Raw genomic sequence first — 18,845 nt, 5'->3', positions numbered from 1 at the left:
TTCTCTCCCTTCTCCCGCCCCCTCCGGGGTACAAGGCAATTTACTAGGCAAGCCCAGTCAAGGGTAATATGTCCCGAAAAGGGCTTTTTCTTGTACCCGGCCAAGCCTTCGGCCGCCCTCGCCTTCCCGGTATACTGGCGGCGTGTACGGGGTGCTGGTGTGGCCGCCCCCTGACCTGCGAGCCTTTTTGGAAGGTTTGCAGGCTCACCACGGGGTGCGGGGGTTCGGCCCCCCCCACCTGAACCTGCGCCAGCCCTTTGATTGGCCCTATGAAGAGGAGGCCCTGAAGATCGCCTTGGAAGGCATCCTGCGGGGGCACGCTCCCTTCCGGCTGCGGCTTGGCGGGTGGGGTTATTTCCCCCAGGGGGTGGTCTACCTCCGGGCCTACGGCGGCACGCCTTTCCGCCGGCTTTACCACGCCCTGGAGCCCCTGGCCCCGCCCTTGAAGGAGATAGAGGGCCCGAGCTACCTGCCCCACATTACCCTGGCCTTGGGGCTTTCCGAAGCGGAGGCCAAAACCTTGGCGGAAGGGCTTCCCCCCCCGCCCCGGCGTTCCTTTTGGGTAAAGGAGGTGGCCTTGGTGAAGGATCGGGAGGGGGAAGACCTCGTGGAGGTGGCGCGGTTTCCCCTCCTTAACCCAAGGCGATGAGGCTTAGGAGCACCCCCAGGGCGCGGGCAGGGCCGAGGCGCTCCCCTAAGAAGAGCCAGGCCAAGGCCACGGTGGTGGCGGGGCAGAAGGAGGAAACCGAGGCGGCCACGTCCAGCCGCCCTGCCTGGGCGGCGAGGAGGACTCAGGGAGGGACGGCCTTGGGAAGATGGACCTTGGGCTGGGGAAAGAAGAGGAGGACCAGGGCGAAGGCGGTGAGCTTGCCCGAGGCGGCGGGCCAGAGGGGGCCTTCCACCCGGTCCATGTGGACGTAGAAGCCGCCTAAGCCTAGCCCGGCGAGAAGGGCCCAGGGGCTTGGTTCTCCCTTCGGGCCTCGAGGCCAGCCACACCCCCAAAGCCCCGCCCCAAAGGGCGAAGGGCAGGTCCTGGGGGTGGAAGGGCTCCTGGCAGGCCCCGGCCAAAGCCAGGAAGGGGAGCCCTCCCAGGGGGGAGGTCCAGAGGACCACCGCCTGCGGGCGGTTTTGGCCTCCGTCCCGCCCCTGAAAGTCCCCCACCCCCAGGTGAGGGCGGAAAGGAGGCGGAAGCCCAAGGGGAGTCCGGTGGCGTCCATAAAAAAGGCCCCAAGCGGGGCCAGCGCCTGGGGGGAAGGCGGCTCAGTCCAGGAAGTCCCGGAGCTTCCGCGTGCGGGACTCGTGGTACTTGAGCTTCCTCAGGGCCTTGTTCTCAATCTGCCGGATCCTTTCCCGGGTCACGCCGAAGTAGGCCCCCACCTCCTCGAGGGTGTGCTCCCGGCCGTCAATGAGCCCCTTGCGGAGCTTGAGGACCATGGCCTCCCGCTCGGAGAGCTTGGAGAGGGCCTTTTCCAGCTCCTCGGAAAGGAGGCTTTGCGCCGCCGCCTCCACGGGGGAGGGAAGGTGCTCGTCGGGGATGAAGTCGCCGTAGAAGCTATCCTTCTCGTCCCCGATGGGGGTTTCCAGGGACACGGGTTCCTGGGCGATTTTAAGGGTTTCCTCCACCCGCTTGGCGTCCCAGCCCGGGCCCATGGCCTCGGCGATCTCCTCGTAGGTGGGCTCCCGGCCCAGCTCCTGCTGCAGTTGCCTTGCGGTGCGGGAGAGCTTGTTGATGGTCTCCACCATGTGAACCGGGATGCGGATGGTGCGGGCCTGGTCGGCGATGGCCCGGTTGATGGCCTGCCGGATCCACCAGGTGGCGTAGGTGGAGAACTTGAAGCGGCGCTTGTACTCAAACTTCTCCACCGCCCGGATGAGGCCTTGGTTACCCTCCTGGATGAGGTCAAGGAACGATAGGCCCCGCCCCGTGTACTTCTTGGCGATGGAGACCACGAGGCGCAGGTTGGCCTCAATGAGGTGTTGCCGCGCCGCCTCCCCTTCCCGGGCGATGTGCAGGTAGCGCTTGAGCTCCTTGGGGAGGCTTTTTAGCTTCTGATCCACCTCCTCCACCGTTTGGGGGTCCAGCCTGCCCTTGAGGCCGGGGATTTCCTGGATGCGGGCGGTGCCCAGGATCTTGGCCCGCACCACCTCGCGGATGAGGTCCTGGTCCAGCCCCGTGGCTTCGGAGAGCTTCTTGATGGCCTCCATGCCCTCCTCCACCTTCCTTGCGAGCTCAATCTCCTCTTCCAGGGTGAGGAGGGGCACCTGCCCGATCTCGTGCAGGTACTGGCGCACGGGGTCAGAGGTGGAAACCTTGGGAAGGACGAGTTCCTCCTCCTCCGCCTCCTCAAAAACCTCCTCACCCTCCGCCTCGGGGAGGAGGAGGTCGGCGTCCAAGTCCAGCCCTTCGTCCAAAAGGGCGAGGTCCCCCTCGGCTTCCAAGAGCTCGGGATCGGGGTCGGGGAGGTCGGCGAGGTCCTCCCCCGGGGCCTCCGCCTCCGGAAGGGCTTCTAAGGCGGTGAGGGTGTCCTTGGCCTCGGTCTCCTGCACCTTCGTCTTCTTGGTCTTGGCCTTTTTCAACGCCGTCCTCCCTCCTTTTGGGCGTAAAGCACCTTGTACTCCCTCACCAAGAGGGTTTTGAAGGCGCCGAAGCGCTCCTCCAGCAAGGGCTCGTACTTGAGAAAGGGGTTCGCCACCAGGAAAAACCCACCGCCCGGCGCTAGCCGGGCCGCCGCCGCTTCCACGAACGCCTGGGCCACATCCAGGATGACCGCACCCCCCACGTGAAAAGGGGGGTTCGTAACTATGATGTCAAACTGCTCCCCTTCCGTCAAGGCCTCGTCCACGTCCGAGTGCAGGACTCGCGCCTGGAGGCGGTTTTCCGCCAAGCTCCGGTTTAGGGAGAGTACCGAGACCAGATCGTCCTCCACCGCCGTCACCTCGCCGCCCCACTGGGCGAGGGGCAAGGTGAGGGCTCCGTAGCCTGCCCCCAGGTCCAGCACCCGCTTGCCCCGCACCCCTTCCGGGCCTAGGGCGTTCCGGAGGGCTTGGAGGAGCAGGATGGAGGCGGGGTCCACCTTGCCGGCGGAGAAGACCCCGGGAAGGTGGTGAAAGGTGAAGGTTTCCCCAAGAAGCTTTGCCTGGAAGCTTCGCCAAAGGGGAGGCAGGGGTGGGGCCTCCTTCTCCTTTTCCAGGAGGGCCACCCGCACGGGGCCTTCCCGCTGGATGACCTCCCCGTACCCGAAAAGGGCCCTGGCCTCCTTGAAGTAGCGCTCAAAGCCCTTGTTCTTGTCCCCCGCCAGGTAGACCCTTCCCCCAAGGCGCAAGGCCCGGGCGGCGGACAGCAAGGTGGCCTCCACGTAGGCGGTCCCCCGGCCTGCGGGGAGCGCCAGGACCACCAGGTCATAAGCGCCTTCCTCCACCTCCCATGGGGGGGCAAGCCGAGCCCCTAGGCCGCTCGCCGCTAGGCAGCGGAAAGCGGCCCGGGAGGTTTCCAGCCGTTCCACCGCCATGCGCCCTTCCAGGGGGAGGCTGCCCCAGCCCACGCCGGGGTTCAGGTCCAAGGCGCGCTCCCCAAAGGGGGCCACGGCCTTTTGCAAGGCATCGTAGACGGGGTCCCGGTAGCCCCGGGCGCCCGGTTTCACGTAAAGAAGGCCGCCTTCCCGGGGCAGGGGGGTGAGGCGGTGGTAGGCCTCGAGGGTCAGGCTCACGTCTTTTCAGGATACGGGGCTTGGGGAGGAAGGGCAAATGTGATAGTATTCCTCTTCAAACCGCCCCTGGGGCGGGAAGGAGGCGAGCGTGGCCCTGGTGGTTCAAAAGTACGGCGGCACGTCCGTGGGCGACCTAGAGCGCATCCACAAGGTGGCCCAGCGCATCGCCCATTACCGGGAGAAGGGGCATAAACTTGCGGTGGTGGTCTCGGCCATGGGGCACACCACGGACGAGCTCATCGCCCTGGCCAAGCGGGTGAACCCGAGACCCCCCTTTCGCGAGCTGGACCTCCTCACCACCACGGGGGAGCAGGTTTCCGTGGCCCTCCTTTCCATGCAGCTTTGGGCCATGGGCATCCCCGCCAAGGGGTTTGTCCAGCACCAGATCGGCATCACCACCGACGGCCGCTACGGGGATGCCCGCATCCTCGAGGTGGACCCGAGGCGCATCCAAGAGGCCATGGACGGGGGCTACGTGGCGGTGATCGCCGGCTTTATGGGCACCACCCCGGAGGGGGAGATCACCACCTTGGGCCGCGGCGGTTCGGACACCACCGCCGTGGCCATCGCCGCCGCCTTGGGGGCCAAGGAGTGCGAGATCTACACGGACACGGAAGGGGTCTACACCACCGACCCCCACCTAATCCCCGAGGCGCGGAAGCTGGACGTCATCGGCTACGACCAGATGCTGGAGATGGCGGCCCTGGGGGCCAGGGTGCTCCACCCCCGGGCCGTCTACTACGCCAAGCGCTACGGGGTGGTGCTTCACGTGCGCTCCAGCTTCTCCTACAACCCCGGTACCCTGGTGAAGGAGGTTGACATGGAAATGGGCAAGGTGGTGACGGGCGCGGCCTTGGACCTGGACCACGCCCAGATCGGGCTTATCGGCATTCCCGACCAGCCGGGCATCGCCGCCAAGGTCTTCCAGGCCTTGGCGGAGCGGGGCATCGCCGTGGACATGATCATCCAAGGGGTGCCCGGCCACGACCCTTCCCGGCAGCAAATGGCCTTCACCGTGAAGAAGGACTTCGCCCAGGAGGCCCTCGAGGCCCTGGAGCCCGTCTTGGCGGAGATTGGCGGGGAGGCTATCCTGAGGCCGGACATCGCCAAGGTTTCCATCGTGGGGGTGGGGCTCGCCTCGGCCCCGGAGATCCCCGCCAAGATGTTCCAGGCGGTGGCCTCCACCGGGGCCAACATTGAGATGATCGCCACCAGCGAGGTGCGCATCTCCGTCATCATCCCCGCCGAGTACGCCGAGGCCGCCCTGCGCGCTGTGCACCAGGCCTTTGAACTGGATAAGCCCTGATGGAGCGGGAGGCGCCTTCGTGGGACGAGCTTCTCGCCTTGGTCCGCCTCCTGGCCGGGAAGCTTGGGGAAGAGCCCTTTGACCTCCTCCTGGGCATCGCCCGGGGGGGCCTCATCCCCGCGGCCCTCCTGGCCCAGGCCCTTTCCATCCGCAACATCCTCACCGCGGCGGTGATGTTCTACGAAGAGGGGGAGGAAACCCTGCCCGAGCCCGTTTTCCTCCAGTTCCCCCCTGACCCCCTCCTCTTCGGCAAGCGGGTCTTGGTGGTGGACGACGTCTGGGACTCGGGGCGCACCGCTTTCGCCGTGAAGGGGCGCATCCAAAGGGCGGGGGGTGTGCCCGTGGTGGCTACCCTCCACTTCAAACCGGGCCGCAACCGGGTGCCGGACCGCCCCGATTTCTACGCCAAGGAAACGGGGGCCTGGGTGGTCTATCCCTGGGCCCCCGAGGTCTGGCTTTAGAAGGCCTTAGATGAGGCCTAGGGCCTTCACCTGCGCCATCTCGTCCAGGAGCTCTTGGGCCGTGATTTCCATGCGCTTGCGGGCGAACTCGTTGATGGTAAGCCCCTCCACAATGCGGTACTCCCCGTCCTTGGCGGTCACGGGGAAGGAGTAGACGATGCCCTCGGGGATGCCGTACTCCCCTTGGGAGGGGACGGCCATGGATACCCAGTCCTCCTCCGGCGTGCCCAAAGCCCAGTCGCGGATGTGCTCAATGGCGGCGTTGGCGGCGCTGGCGGCGCTGGAGGCCCCCCGGGCCTGGATGATGGCCGCACCCCGCCCCGCCACGGTGGGGATAAACTCCTTCTCGTACCATTCCATGTCCACGAGTTCCAGGGCCGGCTTCCCGTCCACCTCGGCGTGGAAGAGGTCGGGGAACATGGTGGAGGAGTGGTTGCCCCAGACGGCGATGCGGCGGATCCGGTCCACGGCCACCCCCGTCTTCTTGGCCAGCTGGGCCTTGGCCCGGTTGTGGTCCAGGCGGGTCATGGCGGTGAAGTTCCGGGGGTTTAGGCCCGGGGCGTTCTTGTAGGCGATGAGGGCGTTGGTGTTGGCGGGGTTGCCCACCACCAGCACCTTCACCTCCTTCTTGGCCACCTCCGCCAGGGCCCGGCCCTGCTCGGTGAAGATCTTGCCGTTCATCTCCAGGAGGTCGCGCCGCTCCATGCCCGCCTTACGGGGGGCCGCCCCCACCAGAAGGGCGTAGTCGGCGTCCTTAAAGGCCACCTTGGGGTCGTCGGTGGCCACCACCCCGGCCAAAAGCGGGAAGGCGCAGTCCTCCAGCTCCATGATGACCCCATCTAGGGCTCTCAGGGCTTGGGGGATTTCCAGAAGCTGCAGGATGATGGGCTGGTCCTTGCCCAGCATCTCCCCCGCGGCGATGCGGAAGAGAAGGCTATAACCGATCTGGCCTGCGGCGCCGGTGACCGCCACGCGAACAGGGCTTTTCATGCTTCCCTCCTTTGGGCTTACGCCCAAGGGGATTTTACGCTAAAGCCCCCGGTAGATGCGCCGCTCCGCCTCAATGGCCTGGTCCAGCTCCTGGATCTCCTTAAGGAGCTCCATCCGGGGTTCCTGGGCCAGAAGGGCCTTGAGTTTGGCCCGCCGTTCCAGGTAGTAGGCCTCCCGCAGGCGGGCGAGGGTCTTTTCCATGACCTCGGGGAAGCGGGGTTCTTCCAGGGGTGGGGCCATCATGAGCTTTTCCAAGAAGAGCCCCCCCGCCTCCTTGCGGCTTAGCACCTGCCTCAGGTAGTCCCGCCGGGGTTCCCGCCGGGCCAGGTCCAAAAACTCGGCGAGGAGGGAGCCTGCGGGGGGCCAGACGTGGTCGGAAACGTAGAGGACCCAGTCCAAGAAGCGCTCCTCGGGAAGGGAAAGGAGGAGGGCCATGACGTCCAGCTCCAAAAGGAGGGCCCGGTCCTTGGGCTCGGCCTTGGGGGGCGGGGGTGGGGCGGGCCGGCCTCGTTTGCGGCTTGCCAGGTACTCCTCCAGTTGCCTCGGGGAAAGGCCCAGCTTTTCCACCACCAGGGCCTTAAGCCGCTCGGCCACGGGGTCAAAGGGCTCGGGGGAAAGCATCCTCGGGGTGAGGGCCTCGAGGACCTTCCGCTTGTGCTCCGGCCGGGTGAGGTCTAGGCCCTTGGCGGCCTCCTGGAAGCGGAACTCCACCTCCGGGAGCGCCGCTTCCAAGGCCTTCTGGAAGCGGGCGGGGCCGTCTTCCAAAAGGAGGAGCTCCCCGGGGTCCTTCACGGGCAGGCGCACGGCGTAGAAGAGAAACTGCCGCGCCATCTCCAGGTCCAGGCTCTGCAAGGCGGCCTTCTGCCCCGCCTCGTCGGCGTCAAAGGCCAGGTAGACCTCCCGCACCTCTTGGCTTTTTAAAAGCCGGGCCTGCTCCTCGGAAAGCCCGGAGCCCAGCACGGCCACGGTTTCCCCAAAGCCCATCTGGTGCAGGGCGATGGCGTCAAAAAGGCCCTCCACCACGATGGCCCGCCCTTCCCGGAGCCTAGCCTTGGCCTCGGGGTAGGCGAAGAGGACCTCCCGCTTGCGGAAGAGGGGGGTTTCTGGGGAGTTCAGGTACTTGGGGGTTTCCTCCCCCAAGGCCCTCCCCGTGAAGGCCACGATGCGGCCCAGGTGGTCCTTGATGGGGAAGGTGATGCGGTGGCGGAAGCGGTCAAAAAAGCGCCCCTCCTTTTCCGCCAGCACCCCCGCCTTCAGGCCCTCCTCCGGGCTCACCCCGTGGCGCACGAGGTGGGTGAGGAGGCCATCGGCCTTGGCCGGGGCGTAGCCCAAGCCGAAGCGGGCCACGCTTTCCTTGCTAAGACCCCGGCTTTGCAGGTAGCCCTTGGCCTCCTCCGAGGCGGCGAGGGCCTCTTGGAAGTAGGCCTGGGCCAGGCGCAGGACCTCGAGGAGCTCCTTCCGATTTTGCGGGGCGCCGGGCTTTTGCGGAAGCTCCACCCCGGCCTCCTCCGCCAGGCGCTCCAGGGCGGCGGGGAAGTCCAACCCCTCTATGCGCTCCACGAAGGCGAAAAGGTCCCCGCCCGCCTTGCACCCGAAGCAGTGGAAGAGGCCCTTCTCCTCGTCCACGTAGAAGGAGGGGGTCTTTTCCTGGTGGAAGGGGCATAGGCCCTTCCACCGCCCCCGGCCCGCGGGCTTCAGGGCCACGTAGCGGGAAACCACCTCCTTCAAGGAGAGGCGGCGCTTGATGGCCTCTACCGCTTGCGCCGTGTCCATGCCATCCCCCGCTCAAGCCAAAGGCGCTGAACCCACCTCCCCAGGATACCGTATCCCCTGAGCTCCCGCCCCGGGGGTTTTCCGGCCAGGAGGCCGTGCCAGGCTTGGGTCAAGGGGACGGAAGGGGAGAACCCCAGGAGGTGCTCCACGGGTTCCCCGCTTTCCAGGAGGAGCTGGGCCCTTAGGAGTCTCGCCACCTCGTGGTGCACGGCGAAGCCCGTGCGGTGGGTCTGGTAGAGGAGGTGCTGGGAGAGGGCCTGGGCCTTCCTGGGGGCTGAGGGCCAGAGGTAAAGGGCCAAGGAGGTGAGGGCCAGGTGGTGCACGTAGGGATTGGAAAGGCGGCGGGCTTCCCGCAGGGCCTCTTTGAGGAGGGGCACGGGGTCCAGGCCCTGGTGCCAGCGGTGGTGGGCCAGGGCCAAGGCGGCGAGGCCCCGGCCGTCCGGGTGCTTTAGGGCCTCCTGGAAAAGGTCCTCTCGGAAGCGGCCCCGGAGGGTCCAGGCGCTGAGGAGGGCGGCGGCGAGCCAAGGATGGGGGGCTTCGTGGTACCACGCCTCCCCCTCCACCAGGGCTTGGGGCAGGCGGCCCGTTTCCACGAGGAGGCGGATCCGGGTGGCGCGGAAGCGGGTGAGGGCCTCGAGGTCTCCCTTCCCTTCCTGGGCGAGGAGGGCTTCCGCCTCGGCGTAGTGGCCCAAGTCCATGAGGAGGCCCGCCAAGAGGCTTTGGCGGTGGAGGTGGAGGGCTGGGGGTAGGGCGGGGTGGAAGGGGGTTAGCACCTCCAGGGCCCGCTGGGGTTGGAAGCGGCGCCAAAGGGCCCCGGCCAGGAGGAGGCGGGCCTGGGCCTCCTCCAGGGGGTAGGGCTTGAGCCCGGGGAGGAGGGGGAGGAGGTCCATGGGGTCTTTGGCCTCCCGGAAGGCCTCGAGGATGGGGTCTTGGGACCTGGGGCCTCCCGGGGCCTCCTCCCCCAGGCCCAAGGAGGCGTGGGCGTCCCGAAGCTCCGCTTCCAAGAAGTCCCTCCAAGAGGGGGGAGCTACCCGGATCGCCTCCTGGTAGAGGGGGAGGGCCTTTTCTGGGTGGCCCTTTCTCCAGGCGGCCTGGGCCAGGGAGCGGAGGATCTGCGCCGCCTCCCGGGCTTTCCCGGCTTGGGCCAGGTGGGAGGCGGCCTGGGCCAGATGGCCTCCTTCCAGGTGGAAGTGGGCGGCCTCCTGGTGCCAGGCCTTGGCCGTGGCCTCGGGCACCAGGGTGAGGGCCACTTCCTGCACCTCGGGTAGGGGGGTTTCCCCTCGCAGAAGCCCTTCCTTAAGAAGCCTCGCCTTGGAGAAGGGCTCCACCAGCTTCCTCACCAAGGCCTCCGGGGCTTCTCCCAAGACCCCGTAGGCCAACAGGGCCCGCCGCTCCGCCGGGGGCAAGGCGTCTAGGGCGGGCTGGAGGGCGAGGAGGGGGGGTGCCTTCCTGCCGCTTAGGGCCAGGCTGGGGGCGAAGAGGGGGAGGCGGCTTTCCACCAGAAGGCAGACGTTGGCCGGAAGCTCGGTGTGGAGAAAGCGCTCCAAGGTGGGGTCGGGGGCGTGGAGGTCCTTTAGGACGATAAGAAGCGGTTTTCCCAGGGTGGCTAGGAGTTGCTTCCAAGCCTCGAGGATCGCCTGCTCCAACTCTTCCCGGCCCCAGGAGGGGCGGGCCTCGAGGCCGAGGCTATAACGGAAGGCCAGGGCCAGCCTGGGGGGGAGGCCCGCCTGGGCTAAAAGGGCCTCGGGGTGGCCTAAGGCGCCTTCCACCGCCTGGCGGAGGCTTGCCCGCAAGGGGGTTTCCGGGCCCATGCGCTCCAGGAGGGCCACGGGAAAGGGCGGGTTTTCCAAAAACTTGGTCAAGAGAAAGCTCTTGCCGCTTCCCGGGGGGCCCACCAGGTTGAGCCGAGCGGGGGGGTGGGCCAGGGCCCGGTGCAGTTCCTGAAGGAGGGCCTGTTCCTCGGGGTCCAGGGCCATTTCCACCCTCCTTACCCGGTGCACCGCCACCCATCCCAGGCCCCGGGCCTCCCGCTGGCCCAAGAACTCCGCTTGGGCCCCTTTGGCCAAGGCCAAGGTGGCGGCGTCCGCCAGGACCTCCCCCGGGGCCGCCAGCTTGGAAAGCCGCTCCGCCAGGACCACGGGGCTACCCACTGCCGTGGGCTCCCCCGCTTGGCCGCTTCCCAAGGGGGCCCAGAGCACCTCCCCGCTGGCGACCCCGGCCCGGGCGGGGAAGGGGGAGGCCTTCACCATGTCTAAGGCCGCTTCCAGGGCCCGCCAGGGCTCCAGGCCCCGGGCCCTGGGGGCCCCGAAGAGCACCAGGATCCCGTCCCCCAAAAAGCGGTGGACGAACCCGCCCTTGGCCCGGGCGGCGCGGGCCGCTTCCTCCAGGGCCTCCTGCAGCCGCGCGTAGGCGGAGTCTAGGCCTTCCTGGAAACCCCGGGTGGAGTCCACCAGGTCAAAGAAGACCACGCTCACGAAGCGCCGCTCCTCGGGCAGGAGGACCCCCAAGGCCCGGCCGCAGGCCATGCAGAACCGGGCCTCGGGGGGGTTTTTGTGCCCGCACTCGCAGCGCACGGCTACTCCCGGAAGAGCATTAGGGGAGGGTGGAGGAGGACCTCGGCCTTGGGGGGCAGGGGAGCCTCGGCGTGGACCACCACGGGAAGGGGGGCCTTTAGGAGGTAAAACCCTTCCCCTAGGGGCACCGCCTCCCCGCCCAGGCGGTAGCGGTCCTTTTTTCGTTCCAGGAAGGGGACGCCTTCCAGGGGCCTGGCCTCCGCCACCACCCCGTGGAGGAGGACGCGGGTGGGTCCCGTGGGGGCCGGGGGGGCACCCCGGTCAAAGGCGTAGACCAGGACGCCCTCCGCCAGGGCCTCGAGGAGGGGGCTCCCCCAGGGCTCGGGGAAAAGGTGGGCCAAAATGGCGTGTTCCCGGAAGCGGGCGTAAAAGGTTTCGGGGCTTTCCTCCACCGGGGCCATGGGAAAAGTTTAAGGGCCCCGAAGGGCCCCTGGGAAGCCGGCCTTGGGGGGGTTAGGGGGTGTAGGTGAGGGTGAACCGCTCCTCCACGGGGTAGGCCCGCTCGTTCACCCAGGTGGTTCCGGAGAGGGTGTAGCTCAGGGCGAAGCCGTTCTCGTACACGGCCTGGACCCGAATGTCCAGGGAAAGCCGCAGGCTATAGGTTTGGCCCCGGAAGATGGCCTGGCCCTGGCCTTGGTGGTGGTAAACGAAGGAGGCCGCGCTCCCCGTGCCTTGGGCCCAGCCGGTGTACGTGAGGGAAAGGTTGCGGTACTCCAGCGGCTCGGGCTCGGCGAAGGCGCACCGCTCCCCTTGGAGGCTCCCCGAGAAGCTCCCCCCGTTTTCGCTCCAGTCGGCGCTGTGCTGGACCGCCAGACTCCCCCCGGCGGGGCAGACCTTGGTCAAGGTGAGGCTGACGCCCGCCGGGCTTAAGCTTCCTTGGGGCTCGGGGGCTTCGGGCACAAGCAAGGGAGCCAGGGGCTTCACCATGGCCTCCACGTCCTGGGCGCTAAGGGATGGCCCTTGGGTGCAGGCGCTGAGGAGCCCCAGTAGAAGAATACCCGGTATAAAAAGCGCGTTTAATCCCTTCATGGCTTCAGTTTGTGATTCGTCTAGGAGTGCCGTCAAGGCCCCACGCCAGTTGCCAGGCCAGGGCCTCGGCCAGGCGGAGCGCCGCCTTCTTGTCCAGGTACTGGTTGCCGTTGCCGCACTTGGGGGAGAGGACGCACCGGGGGCAGCCCTCCTCGCAGGGGCAACCCTTTAGGAGCTCAAAGGTGGCCCGCACCCACTCCGCAAAGCGCTGGGCTGCGGCCCGGGCGTAGCCCACGCCCCCGGGGTAGCCGTCGTAGATGAAGATGGTGGGGCCCTGCCCGGAGGGGAGGGGCCTGGGATAGAAGGGGTAGGAGATGCCCCCGATGTCCTGCCTTTCCGCCAGGACGAAGAGGGGCAGGAGGCCGATCATGGCGTGTTCCAGGGCGTGGATGCCCCCAGGGATCTGGTGGGGGGGCACCGCCTCGAGGGGGTGGAACCACAAGGCCTCCGTGGGGAAGGAGATCTCGGGGAGCTCCAGGGGTACCTCCTCCAGGACGCTTCCCGTGAAAAAGCGCTTCTTCACGTAGCCCACCACCCGCTCCCGGATCACCACCTTGCCCACGTAGACCCCCTGGCCCACGGGCTCCCCGGAGAGGACCTCCAGGTCCGTTTCCGCCCGGGGCTCGGTGTAGTAGTCCTCCAGGGCGGGGAGGAGCCACACCTCCCGCCGCGCGGGGTCCACGTTCCGCACCAGGTAGCTTTCCCCCCCGTGGAGGTAAATGGCCCCGGGATGGGCCTCCCAGTAGGCCTGGCGCTCGTCCAGGTAGCCCAGAACCTCCCCCTCCGGCCCCCTTAGGGTGAAGGTGGCCCCAAGGCCCCGCAAGGAGATCTCCCGGTGGGGCCGCCGCCTTGGGGTGTAGAAGCGGCCGTCCTTCTCCTGAAGTTCGGCCAGCGCCTCCCGGCAGCGCACCTCTTCCCGCAGGAGGGGTATCTCCCAGGCGGCGGCGTGGAGGTGCAAGGGGCAAAGCACCGGGTTCTTGGGGTCTGCTACCGCCACCTCGGGGGGGGTTTGGAGGAGGAGCTCGGGGCGGTGGAGGAAGTACTCGTCCAAGGGGTCTTCCCGGGGGATATAAACCACCAGGGCCCGCCGCTCCCCCCGCCCCGCCCGCCCCGCCCGCTGCCAGAAGGCGGAAACCGAGCCCGGGTAGCCCACCAGGACCACGGCGTCCAGTTCGCCGATGTCCACCCCGAGTTCCAAGGCGCTGGTGCTCACCAGGACCCGCACCGTCCCCTCCTTCAGGGCCTCCTCCAGCCGGTGCCTTTCCCGGGCGGTGTAGCCCGCCCGGTAGGGGCGCACCGCGGGGTGGGCGGCGTAGCGGGCGATAAGTTCGGCGCTTTTGCGGGCGTTGGCGAAGACTAGGGCGCGAAGCCCTCCTTCCGCCAGGGCCCGGGCCAGGTAGGCCGCCTCCAAAAGGGGGCTTCGCCGCCTTTCCCCCCTTCGGTCCAGGGGCTTGGGGAGGAGGACCAAAAGCTCCCTTTCAGAACGGGCCACCTCTTCTTGGAGCTCCACGAAGGGGAGGCCCGTGAGGTTTTCCGCGTGCTCCCTGGCGTTGCCGATGGTGGCGCTGGCGGCGATCACCTGGGGGTCCGCCCCGTAGTGGCGGGCGAGGCGCAGGAGGCGGAAGAGGACCAGGGCCACGTGGGTGCCGAAGACCCCCCGGTAAGCGTGCAGCTCGTCCAGGACGAGGTAGCGGAGGCGGGCGAGGAAGGGGGCCCACTCCCCGTGCCGGGGCAGGAGGCCGAAGTGGAGCATGTCGGGGTTGGAGAGGAGGACCCTCCCCTCCTCCCGGGCCTTCCGGCGGGTGGCGGCGGGGGTGTCCCCGTCGTAAGGGTAAACCCCCTGGATCCCCAGGGCCTCCGCCATGGCCCGGAGGCGCTTTAGCTGGTCGTGGGCCAGGGCCTTGGTGGGGAAGAGGAGGAGGCTCGTCTCCCCCTCCAAGGCGGCCTTGAGCACGGGCGCCTGGAAGACGAGGCTTTTCCCCGCGGCGGTGGAGTAGGCCATGACCAGGTTCTGCCCCTCGGCCACCCGGTCCAGGGCCTCTTGCTGGTGGCGGAAGGGGACCAGGCCCAAGGCTTCCAGGACCCCGGCGAAGGGGCCGTGGGGTGGGGTCCTTTCCGGGGGCCTTTTCGGGAGGAGCCGGGCGAAGGCGATGCGCCCTTGGAACTCGGGGTCGGCCTCGAGCCACTCCCGGTAGCTCTCCCATCCTCTTAGGGCCTCGGGCAACACCCCTTTATTATGGGCCCATGATCCTCACCACCACCTCAAACGTGGAAGGGCGGCGGATTGAGGCTTACCTGGGCGTGGTCTTCGGCGAGGCCATCCTGGGGGCGAACCTCTTCCGGGACCTCTTCGCCCAGATCCGGGACGTCGTGGGGGGCCGGAGCGGGGCCTACGAGGCCGAACTTAAGCGGGCGCGGGAAATCGCCCTAAAGGAGCTGGCGGAGGCGGCTCGGCGCCTTGGGGCCGACGCCGTGGTGGGCATAGACGTGGACTACGAGGTCCTGGGCCAGGGCAACTCCATGCTCATGGTCACGGTAAGCGGCACCGCGGTGCGCCTCGCTCCCTAAAGCGCCTTCACCCAGACCTCGTGGATCACGGGGCGGCCGTGGTAAGGGGCCCAGAAGGGGCTCGCCCGCTTGGCGTAAAGGCGGAAGCCAAGGCTTTGGTAAAGCCTGCGGGCCGCCTGGTTGGCCCGGGTGGTGGAAAGCTGCACCCCGGGTACTCCCTTTTCTTTGAGGCAGTCCAGGAAGGTGGCGAGGAGGGCCCGGCCCACCCCCTGGCCCTGGGCCTTGGGGCTTACGGCGATGTGGAGGTGGGCGGGGTAGCGGCCTTTGGGGGCCCTGGGGCCCCGGAAGAGGAGCAGGCGGAGGAGGTAAGCCAGGTGGGGGAGCGGGGGACCGAAGCGGCCGAGGGCGAGCCAAAGGAGGAGGAGGGGTAGCCGGGGGAGGAGGTGGCCCAGGAGGGCCCAGTCGGAACAGGCCCCGAGGATGTAGCCCACCACCTCGTTCCCCTCCTCCGCCACCAGGTTGCAGCACCCCCGCTTCAAGTACGGGGCCACGAAGAGCTCGCCCCAAAGGGCCTCACTGGGGAAGACCCGGGACCCTTCCCGGCCCAAAAGGAGGGTTTGGTGGGAGATGTGGGCGATGGCGGGGAGGTCCTGGGGCTTCGCCGGGCGCACCTTGGGCACGCTTCCAGTTTACCCCTGGGTAGAATGCCCCTCGTGCGCCGTTTGGCTCCTTGGCAGTGGTTCCTTCTTCTCCTCCTCGCCTACTTGGTCCTGGCGGAGGCGCTGAGGCTTTGGCTGGGGCTCCTTTGGGCCGAGCGGGTGGCGCTCCTTTTCGCGGCCCTTGGGGTTTGGGCCTTCATCAACGGCCGCTTCCTCTTCGCCTACTATCACGCCTTTTTCGCCTCCTTGCGGACCCGGGGGCTTTCCCTGGCGGAAGACCCTCGGCCCGGGGAGCACCTCCTCGTCCTCGCCCCCCACCCCGACGACGAGGTGCTGGCGGCGGCGGGGCGCATGCGCCGAGTGGCGGCCCAAGGGGGGCGGGTTAGCGTGGTCTACCTCACCTCGGGGGACGCCTTTGACCTGGCGGCGGGAAGCCCCTTGCCCTCGCAAGAGGCCATGCGCCGGTTGGCCCTAAGGCGCATGGTGGAGGCCTGGCGGGGCCTCGAGGCCCTGGGGCTTGGCCGGGAAAGCGCCGTCTTCCTGGGCTTTCCCGACCAGGGGCTTTTCGCCCTCTTCACCACCCACTACTACCTGCCCTGGGAAAGCCCCTACACCGGGCTTAAGGCGGTGGCTTACCCCGGGGCTTACCGCTTGGGCCTCCCCTACACGGGCAAGGCCCTGGAAGGGGTTTTGCTGGAGCTTTTTCGGGAGCTTAGGCCGAACCGCATCCTCTTGCCAAGCCCCTTGGACGCCCATCGGGACCACCAGGCCACCGCTTACTTCGGCATGCAGGCGGCGGCGGCCTTGGGCCTGGAGGGGATTTTGGAGTACTACATCGTCCACGGGGGGTACCAGTACCCCCTGCCCAAGGGCCTCCACCCCCGGCTTCCCCTCTACCCGCCCCCCAGGGGCCGGGGGCTTCCCTGGCGGCGCTTTCCCCTTGCGGAGGAGGAGGTGCGCCTCAAGGAAAAGGCCATCCGGGCCCACCGGAGCCAGATGCGCCTTTTGGGGCGGTTTCTCCTGGCCTTCGTGCGCCAGAACGAGCTCTTTAGCCCCCTGCCCATCCCCGCCAAGGAGGCCCTAGCCGCGGAGGAGGAGGGGTGGGCCGTCCTCGAGGGGCGGGAGGTCTTCTAGGCTTTCCAGGCCGAAGACCTCCAGGAAGCGCTCGGTGGTGCCGTAGAGCTTTGGGCGGCCCGGGGCCTCCTTTTCCCCCACCACCCGGATGAGCCCCCGTTCCAGGAGGCTTTCCAGAACGCCTTCCACGCTTTTCCCCCGCATGGCCTCCAGCTCCGCCCGGGCCACGGGCTGGTGGTAGGCGATGAGGGCCAGGACCTCGAGGGCCGCCTTGGAAAGCCTGGGGGGGGAAGGCTTGAGCACCTTTTCCACCGCGGGAAGGGCGCTTTCGTGCACCACGAGCCGCCACCCTCCCGCCACCCGCTCCAGGGCCACCCCCAAATGGCCCTCCGCCAGGTCCTTCTCCAGGGCCTTTAGCGCCCGCAAAATCCCCTCCTCCGGGTGGCCCAGGGCGCGAAGCTCCTTGAGGCGCACGGGCCTCCCCGCGGCGAAGAGGACGGCCAGAATCTCCGCCTTCAGGCTAGGCATCCTGGAGGTAGGCGAGGAGGGCTTCCTTGGGAATGGCGCCTTCCCGCAGGACCTCTCCCGTGCGCAGGTCCACCACGCTGGAGGCGAGCCCCCCCGCCTCCCCGGGGAAGACAAAGTCCACGGCGAAGGACCGGGCTTCCTCGGCGGTGCGCACCGGCGCTTCCCCGCTCCGGTTCAGGCTGGTGGCGGCGGCGTAACCCCCCACCCGGGAAAGGAGCTCCCGCAACACCTCGTGGGCGGGCATCCTTAGGCCCACGGAGCCGTCCTTGCTGATCCAAGGGGGGATGTTCCGCCCCGGCACCACCACGGTGAGCCCCCCGGGCCAGAAGGCCTCCACCAGGCGCACGAACCTGTCCTCCAGGGGGCCCAGCTCGGCGAGCCTTAGGGCGCTTTCCAGGTCCGCCACCAGGACCTGGAGGGGTTTTTCCTCGGGCCGTCCCTTGACCTGGTAGATGCGGCGGCAGGCGGCCTCGTCCTCCATGCGGGCCAAGACGCCGAAGACCGTGTCCGTGGGGAAGGCCACAAGCCCCCCTTCCCGAAGGGTACGGGCGGCTTCTTCCAGTTCCTTCTGGTATACTTCTACCATGCCAGTCTACCAGTATAAGGCCCGCGACCGGCAGGGCCGCCTGGTGGAGGCCACCATTGAGGCCGAAGACCTCCGCACCGCCGCGCGGCTCCTTCGCGACCGGGGCCTTTTCGTGGCGGAGATCAAGGAGCCGGGAAAGGGCCTGAGGGCCGAGGTGCGGCTTCCCGCCTTGGAGCGGGGTCCTGGCCTTAAGGACCTCGCCATCTTCTCCCGGCAGCTCGCCACCATGCTGGGGGCAGGCCTCACCCTCCTCCAGTCCCTGGCCATCTTGGAGCGGCAGACGGAGAACAAGAAGTTCCGGGAAATCCTAAAACAGGTGCGCGCCGATATAGAAGGCGGCATGGCCTTCTCCGAGGCCCTGGCCAAGCACAAGCTCTTCTCCCGGCTTTACGTGAACCTGGTGCGGGCGGGGGAGACCTCGGGGGGCTTGGACGTGATCCTGGACCGCCTGGCGAGCTTCTTGGAGAAAGAGCTGGAGCTCAGGGGCAAGATCAAAAGCGCCATGACCTACCCAGCCATCGTCTTCGTCTTCGCCGTGGGCGTGGCCTACTTCCTCCTCACGGGCATCGTGCCCCAGTTCGCCCAGATCCTCACGGATCTGGGTTCGGAGCTCCCCCTCCTCACCCGCTTCCTCATCGCCGTTTCCAACCTGCTCCGGGCCGCCACCCTACCCCTCCTCCTTTTGGGGGTGGTCCTCTTCTTCGTCTACCGCTGGTACTACAGCACCCCCCAGGGGCGCAAGGTCATTGACCGCATCAAGCTCCGCATCCCCGTCTTTGGCAACCTGAACCGCAAGACCGCGGTGGCCCGCTTCTCCCGCACCCTGGCCCTCCTTTTGGGAAGCGGGGTGAACATCGTGGAGTCCTTGGACATCACCAAGGGGACGGCGGGAAACGTGGTGGTGGAGGAGATCGTGGAGGCGGCGAAGCAGCGCATCCAGCAAGGCGACCCCTTGAACCTCACCTTGGCCCAGCATCCCTTCATCTTCCCCCCCATGGTGAGCTCCATGGTGGCCATCGGCGAGGAGACGGGGGCCTTGGACACCATGCTGAACAAGCTGGCGGACTTCTACGAGCGTGAGGTGGACGAGGCGGTGGCGAGCCTCACCGCGGCCATTGAGCCCCTCATGATCATCTTCCTGGGCGTCATCGTGGGCATGATCGTGGCCGGGATGTTCCTGCCGCTTTTCAAGATCATCGGCACCCTTTCCGCGCAATAAGCCGTTCGGCCACCTCCGGGGGGACCGGCATCACGGAAAGCCGGTTCCCCTTTTTCACCAGGGGGTGGTCGGGGGGGAAGCAGGCCCTGAGCTCCTCCAGGGGGATGAGGGGCCAGGCCTCGAGGAAGGCCACCTCCACCGTGTACCACCGGGGCTTTTCCGGGGTAGCCTTGGGGTCGTGGTAGGGGCTACTTGGGTCAAACTGGGTGGGGTCGGGGATGCCCACGCGCACCACCCGGCATAGCCCGGCGATGCCCGGGGGTTGGACGCTGGAGTGGTAGAAGAAGCAGAGGTCCCCTTCCCGCATCTTTAGGAGGTAGTTGCGGGCTTGGTAGTTGCGCACCCCATCCCACAGGGACCGCCCCTCCCGCCGGAGGTCCTCCATGCTGTACACCTGGGGCTCGGACTTGAGGAGCCAGTACGCCATGGGGT

20 protein-coding genes are annotated in these 18,845 nt (G+C 67.9%); 6 read left to right on the top strand and 14 right to left on the bottom strand.

Annotation, left to right across the window (positions count from 1 at the left end; translation table 11 throughout):
• Positions 1-142: 142 nt before the first annotated feature.
• Entirely contained in the window at positions 143-649 is a 507-nt protein-coding gene (locus tag L0D17_RS07705; RefSeq protein WP_243094666.1) for a 2'-5' RNA ligase family protein, read from the top strand.
• Here the strand turns inward: L0D17_RS07705 and L0D17_RS13795 are convergent.
• Genes L0D17_RS13795 through L0D17_RS07685 form a run of 4 tightly spaced genes read right to left on the bottom strand, consistent with a single transcriptional unit; the run spans position 633 to position 3,707 of the window.
• A complete protein-coding gene (locus L0D17_RS13795; RefSeq protein ID WP_243094665.1) occupies positions 633-758 on the bottom strand; it encodes an EamA family transporter in 126 nt (41 codons plus the stop codon). The two genes, L0D17_RS07705 and L0D17_RS13795, sit on opposite strands and share 17 nt — an antisense overlap.
• Before the next feature lie 33 nt (positions 759-791).
• Positions 792-1,217, bottom strand: coding sequence for a hypothetical protein (locus L0D17_RS07695; protein WP_243094664.1), 426 nt, complete (start codon positions 1,215-1,217; stop codon positions 792-794).
• A 43-nt stretch (positions 1,218-1,260) separates the two neighbouring features.
• Positions 1,261-2,577, bottom strand: coding sequence for an RNA polymerase sigma factor RpoD (gene rpoD, locus L0D17_RS07690; protein ID WP_039455765.1), 1,317 nt, complete (start codon positions 2,575-2,577; stop codon positions 1,261-1,263).
• Positions 2,574-3,707 carry a methyltransferase gene (locus L0D17_RS07685; RefSeq protein WP_071677460.1) on the bottom strand — a complete coding sequence of 378 codons (1,134 nt, stop codon included), beginning with the start codon at positions 3,705-3,707 and terminating at the stop codon, positions 2,574-2,576. The genes rpoD and L0D17_RS07685 overlap by 4 nt, the downstream gene beginning before the upstream one ends.
• A gap of 88 nt (positions 3,708-3,795) precedes the next feature.
• Between L0D17_RS07685 and L0D17_RS07680 the strand changes: the two genes are divergently transcribed.
• Together L0D17_RS07680 and L0D17_RS07675 are read left to right on the top strand one after the other, a co-directional pair.
• On the top strand, positions 3,796-5,013 hold the full coding sequence (locus L0D17_RS07680) for an aspartate kinase (RefSeq protein WP_039455769.1): 1,218 nt from the start codon (positions 3,796-3,798) through the stop codon (positions 5,011-5,013).
• On the top strand, positions 5,013-5,474 hold the full coding sequence (locus L0D17_RS07675; RefSeq protein WP_039455771.1) for a phosphoribosyltransferase: 462 nt from the start codon (positions 5,013-5,015) through the stop codon (positions 5,472-5,474). Before L0D17_RS07680 ends, L0D17_RS07675 begins: the two co-directional genes overlap by 1 nt.
• 6 nt (positions 5,475-5,480) lie before the next feature.
• On the opposite strand, the gene L0D17_RS07670 is transcribed toward L0D17_RS07675, so the two are convergent.
• From L0D17_RS07670 to L0D17_RS07645, 6 genes are all read right to left on the bottom strand, one after another.
• Positions 5,481-6,464 carry a malate dehydrogenase gene (locus L0D17_RS07670; RefSeq protein ID WP_071677461.1) on the bottom strand — a complete coding sequence of 328 codons (984 nt, stop codon included), beginning with the start codon at positions 6,462-6,464 and terminating at the stop codon, positions 5,481-5,483.
• A 39-nt stretch (positions 6,465-6,503) separates the two neighbouring features.
• Positions 6,504-8,237: a DNA primase gene (gene dnaG, locus L0D17_RS07665; RefSeq protein WP_243094663.1), complete on the bottom strand. Its 1,734-nt coding sequence runs from the start codon at positions 8,235-8,237 to the stop codon at positions 6,504-6,506.
• Positions 8,216-10,810, bottom strand: a complete 2,595-nt coding sequence (locus L0D17_RS07660) for an adenylate/guanylate cyclase domain-containing protein (RefSeq protein ID WP_243094662.1) — start codon at positions 10,808-10,810, stop codon at positions 8,216-8,218. The genes dnaG and L0D17_RS07660 overlap by 22 nt, the downstream gene beginning before the upstream one ends.
• Positions 10,811-10,812: 2 nt before the next feature.
• Positions 10,813-11,211, bottom strand: coding sequence for a hypothetical protein (locus tag L0D17_RS07655; protein WP_243094661.1), 399 nt, complete (start codon positions 11,209-11,211; stop codon positions 10,813-10,815).
• A gap of 52 nt (positions 11,212-11,263) precedes the next feature.
• Positions 11,264-11,737 carry a hypothetical protein gene (locus L0D17_RS07650; RefSeq protein ID WP_243094660.1) on the bottom strand — a complete coding sequence of 158 codons (474 nt, stop codon included), beginning with the start codon at positions 11,735-11,737 and terminating at the stop codon, positions 11,264-11,266.
• Between the two features lie 106 nt (positions 11,738-11,843).
• Positions 11,844-14,066, bottom strand: a complete 2,223-nt coding sequence (locus tag L0D17_RS07645; protein WP_243094659.1) for a DEAD/DEAH box helicase — start codon at positions 14,064-14,066, stop codon at positions 11,844-11,846.
• Positions 14,067-14,083: 17 nt separating this feature from the next.
• Between L0D17_RS07645 and L0D17_RS07640 the strand changes: the two genes are divergently transcribed.
• Positions 14,084-14,407, top strand: a complete 324-nt coding sequence (locus L0D17_RS07640) for a heavy metal-binding domain-containing protein (RefSeq protein ID WP_243094658.1) — start codon at positions 14,084-14,086, stop codon at positions 14,405-14,407.
• Here the strand turns inward: L0D17_RS07640 and L0D17_RS07635 are convergent.
• Positions 14,404-15,027: a GNAT family N-acetyltransferase gene (locus L0D17_RS07635; RefSeq protein WP_243094657.1), complete on the bottom strand. Its 624-nt coding sequence runs from the start codon at positions 15,025-15,027 to the stop codon at positions 14,404-14,406. The two genes, L0D17_RS07640 and L0D17_RS07635, sit on opposite strands and share 4 nt — an antisense overlap.
• A 33-nt stretch (positions 15,028-15,060) precedes the next feature.
• Between L0D17_RS07635 and L0D17_RS07630 the strand changes: the two genes are divergently transcribed.
• A complete protein-coding gene (locus tag L0D17_RS07630; RefSeq protein WP_243094656.1) occupies positions 15,061-16,140 on the top strand; it encodes a PIG-L deacetylase family protein in 1,080 nt (359 codons plus the stop codon).
• On the opposite strand, the gene scpB is transcribed toward L0D17_RS07630, so the two are convergent.
• Entirely contained in the window at positions 16,087-16,608 is a 522-nt protein-coding gene (gene scpB / locus L0D17_RS07625) for an SMC-Scp complex subunit ScpB (RefSeq protein WP_039455786.1), read from the bottom strand. The genes L0D17_RS07630 and scpB overlap by 54 nt on opposite strands.
• Positions 16,601-17,194 carry an L-threonylcarbamoyladenylate synthase gene (locus L0D17_RS07620; RefSeq protein WP_039455788.1) on the bottom strand — a complete coding sequence of 198 codons (594 nt, stop codon included), beginning with the start codon at positions 17,192-17,194 and terminating at the stop codon, positions 16,601-16,603. Before L0D17_RS07620 ends, scpB begins: the two co-directional genes overlap by 8 nt.
• Between L0D17_RS07620 and pilC the strand changes: the two genes are divergently transcribed.
• Positions 17,193-18,413, top strand: coding sequence for a type IV pilus assembly protein PilC (gene pilC, locus L0D17_RS07615; RefSeq protein ID WP_039455790.1), 1,221 nt, complete (start codon positions 17,193-17,195; stop codon positions 18,411-18,413). The two genes, L0D17_RS07620 and pilC, sit on opposite strands and share 2 nt — an antisense overlap.
• On the opposite strand, the gene L0D17_RS07610 is transcribed toward pilC, so the two are convergent.
• Positions 18,388-18,840 (bottom strand): EVE domain-containing protein, encoded by a 453-nt coding sequence (locus tag L0D17_RS07610; RefSeq protein ID WP_039455792.1) that lies wholly within the window; start codon positions 18,838-18,840, stop codon positions 18,388-18,390. The genes pilC and L0D17_RS07610 overlap by 26 nt on opposite strands.
• Positions 18,841-18,845 lie beyond the last annotated feature (5 nt).

Origin of the sequence: Thermus thalpophilus (genome assembly GCF_022760915.1) — a bacterium.
Classification (GTDB): domain Bacteria; phylum Deinococcota; class Deinococci; order Deinococcales; family Thermaceae; genus Thermus; species Thermus thalpophilus.
Note: the sequence above shows the minus strand (reverse complement) of the source record. Positions and strands in the feature narration are given on the sequence as shown.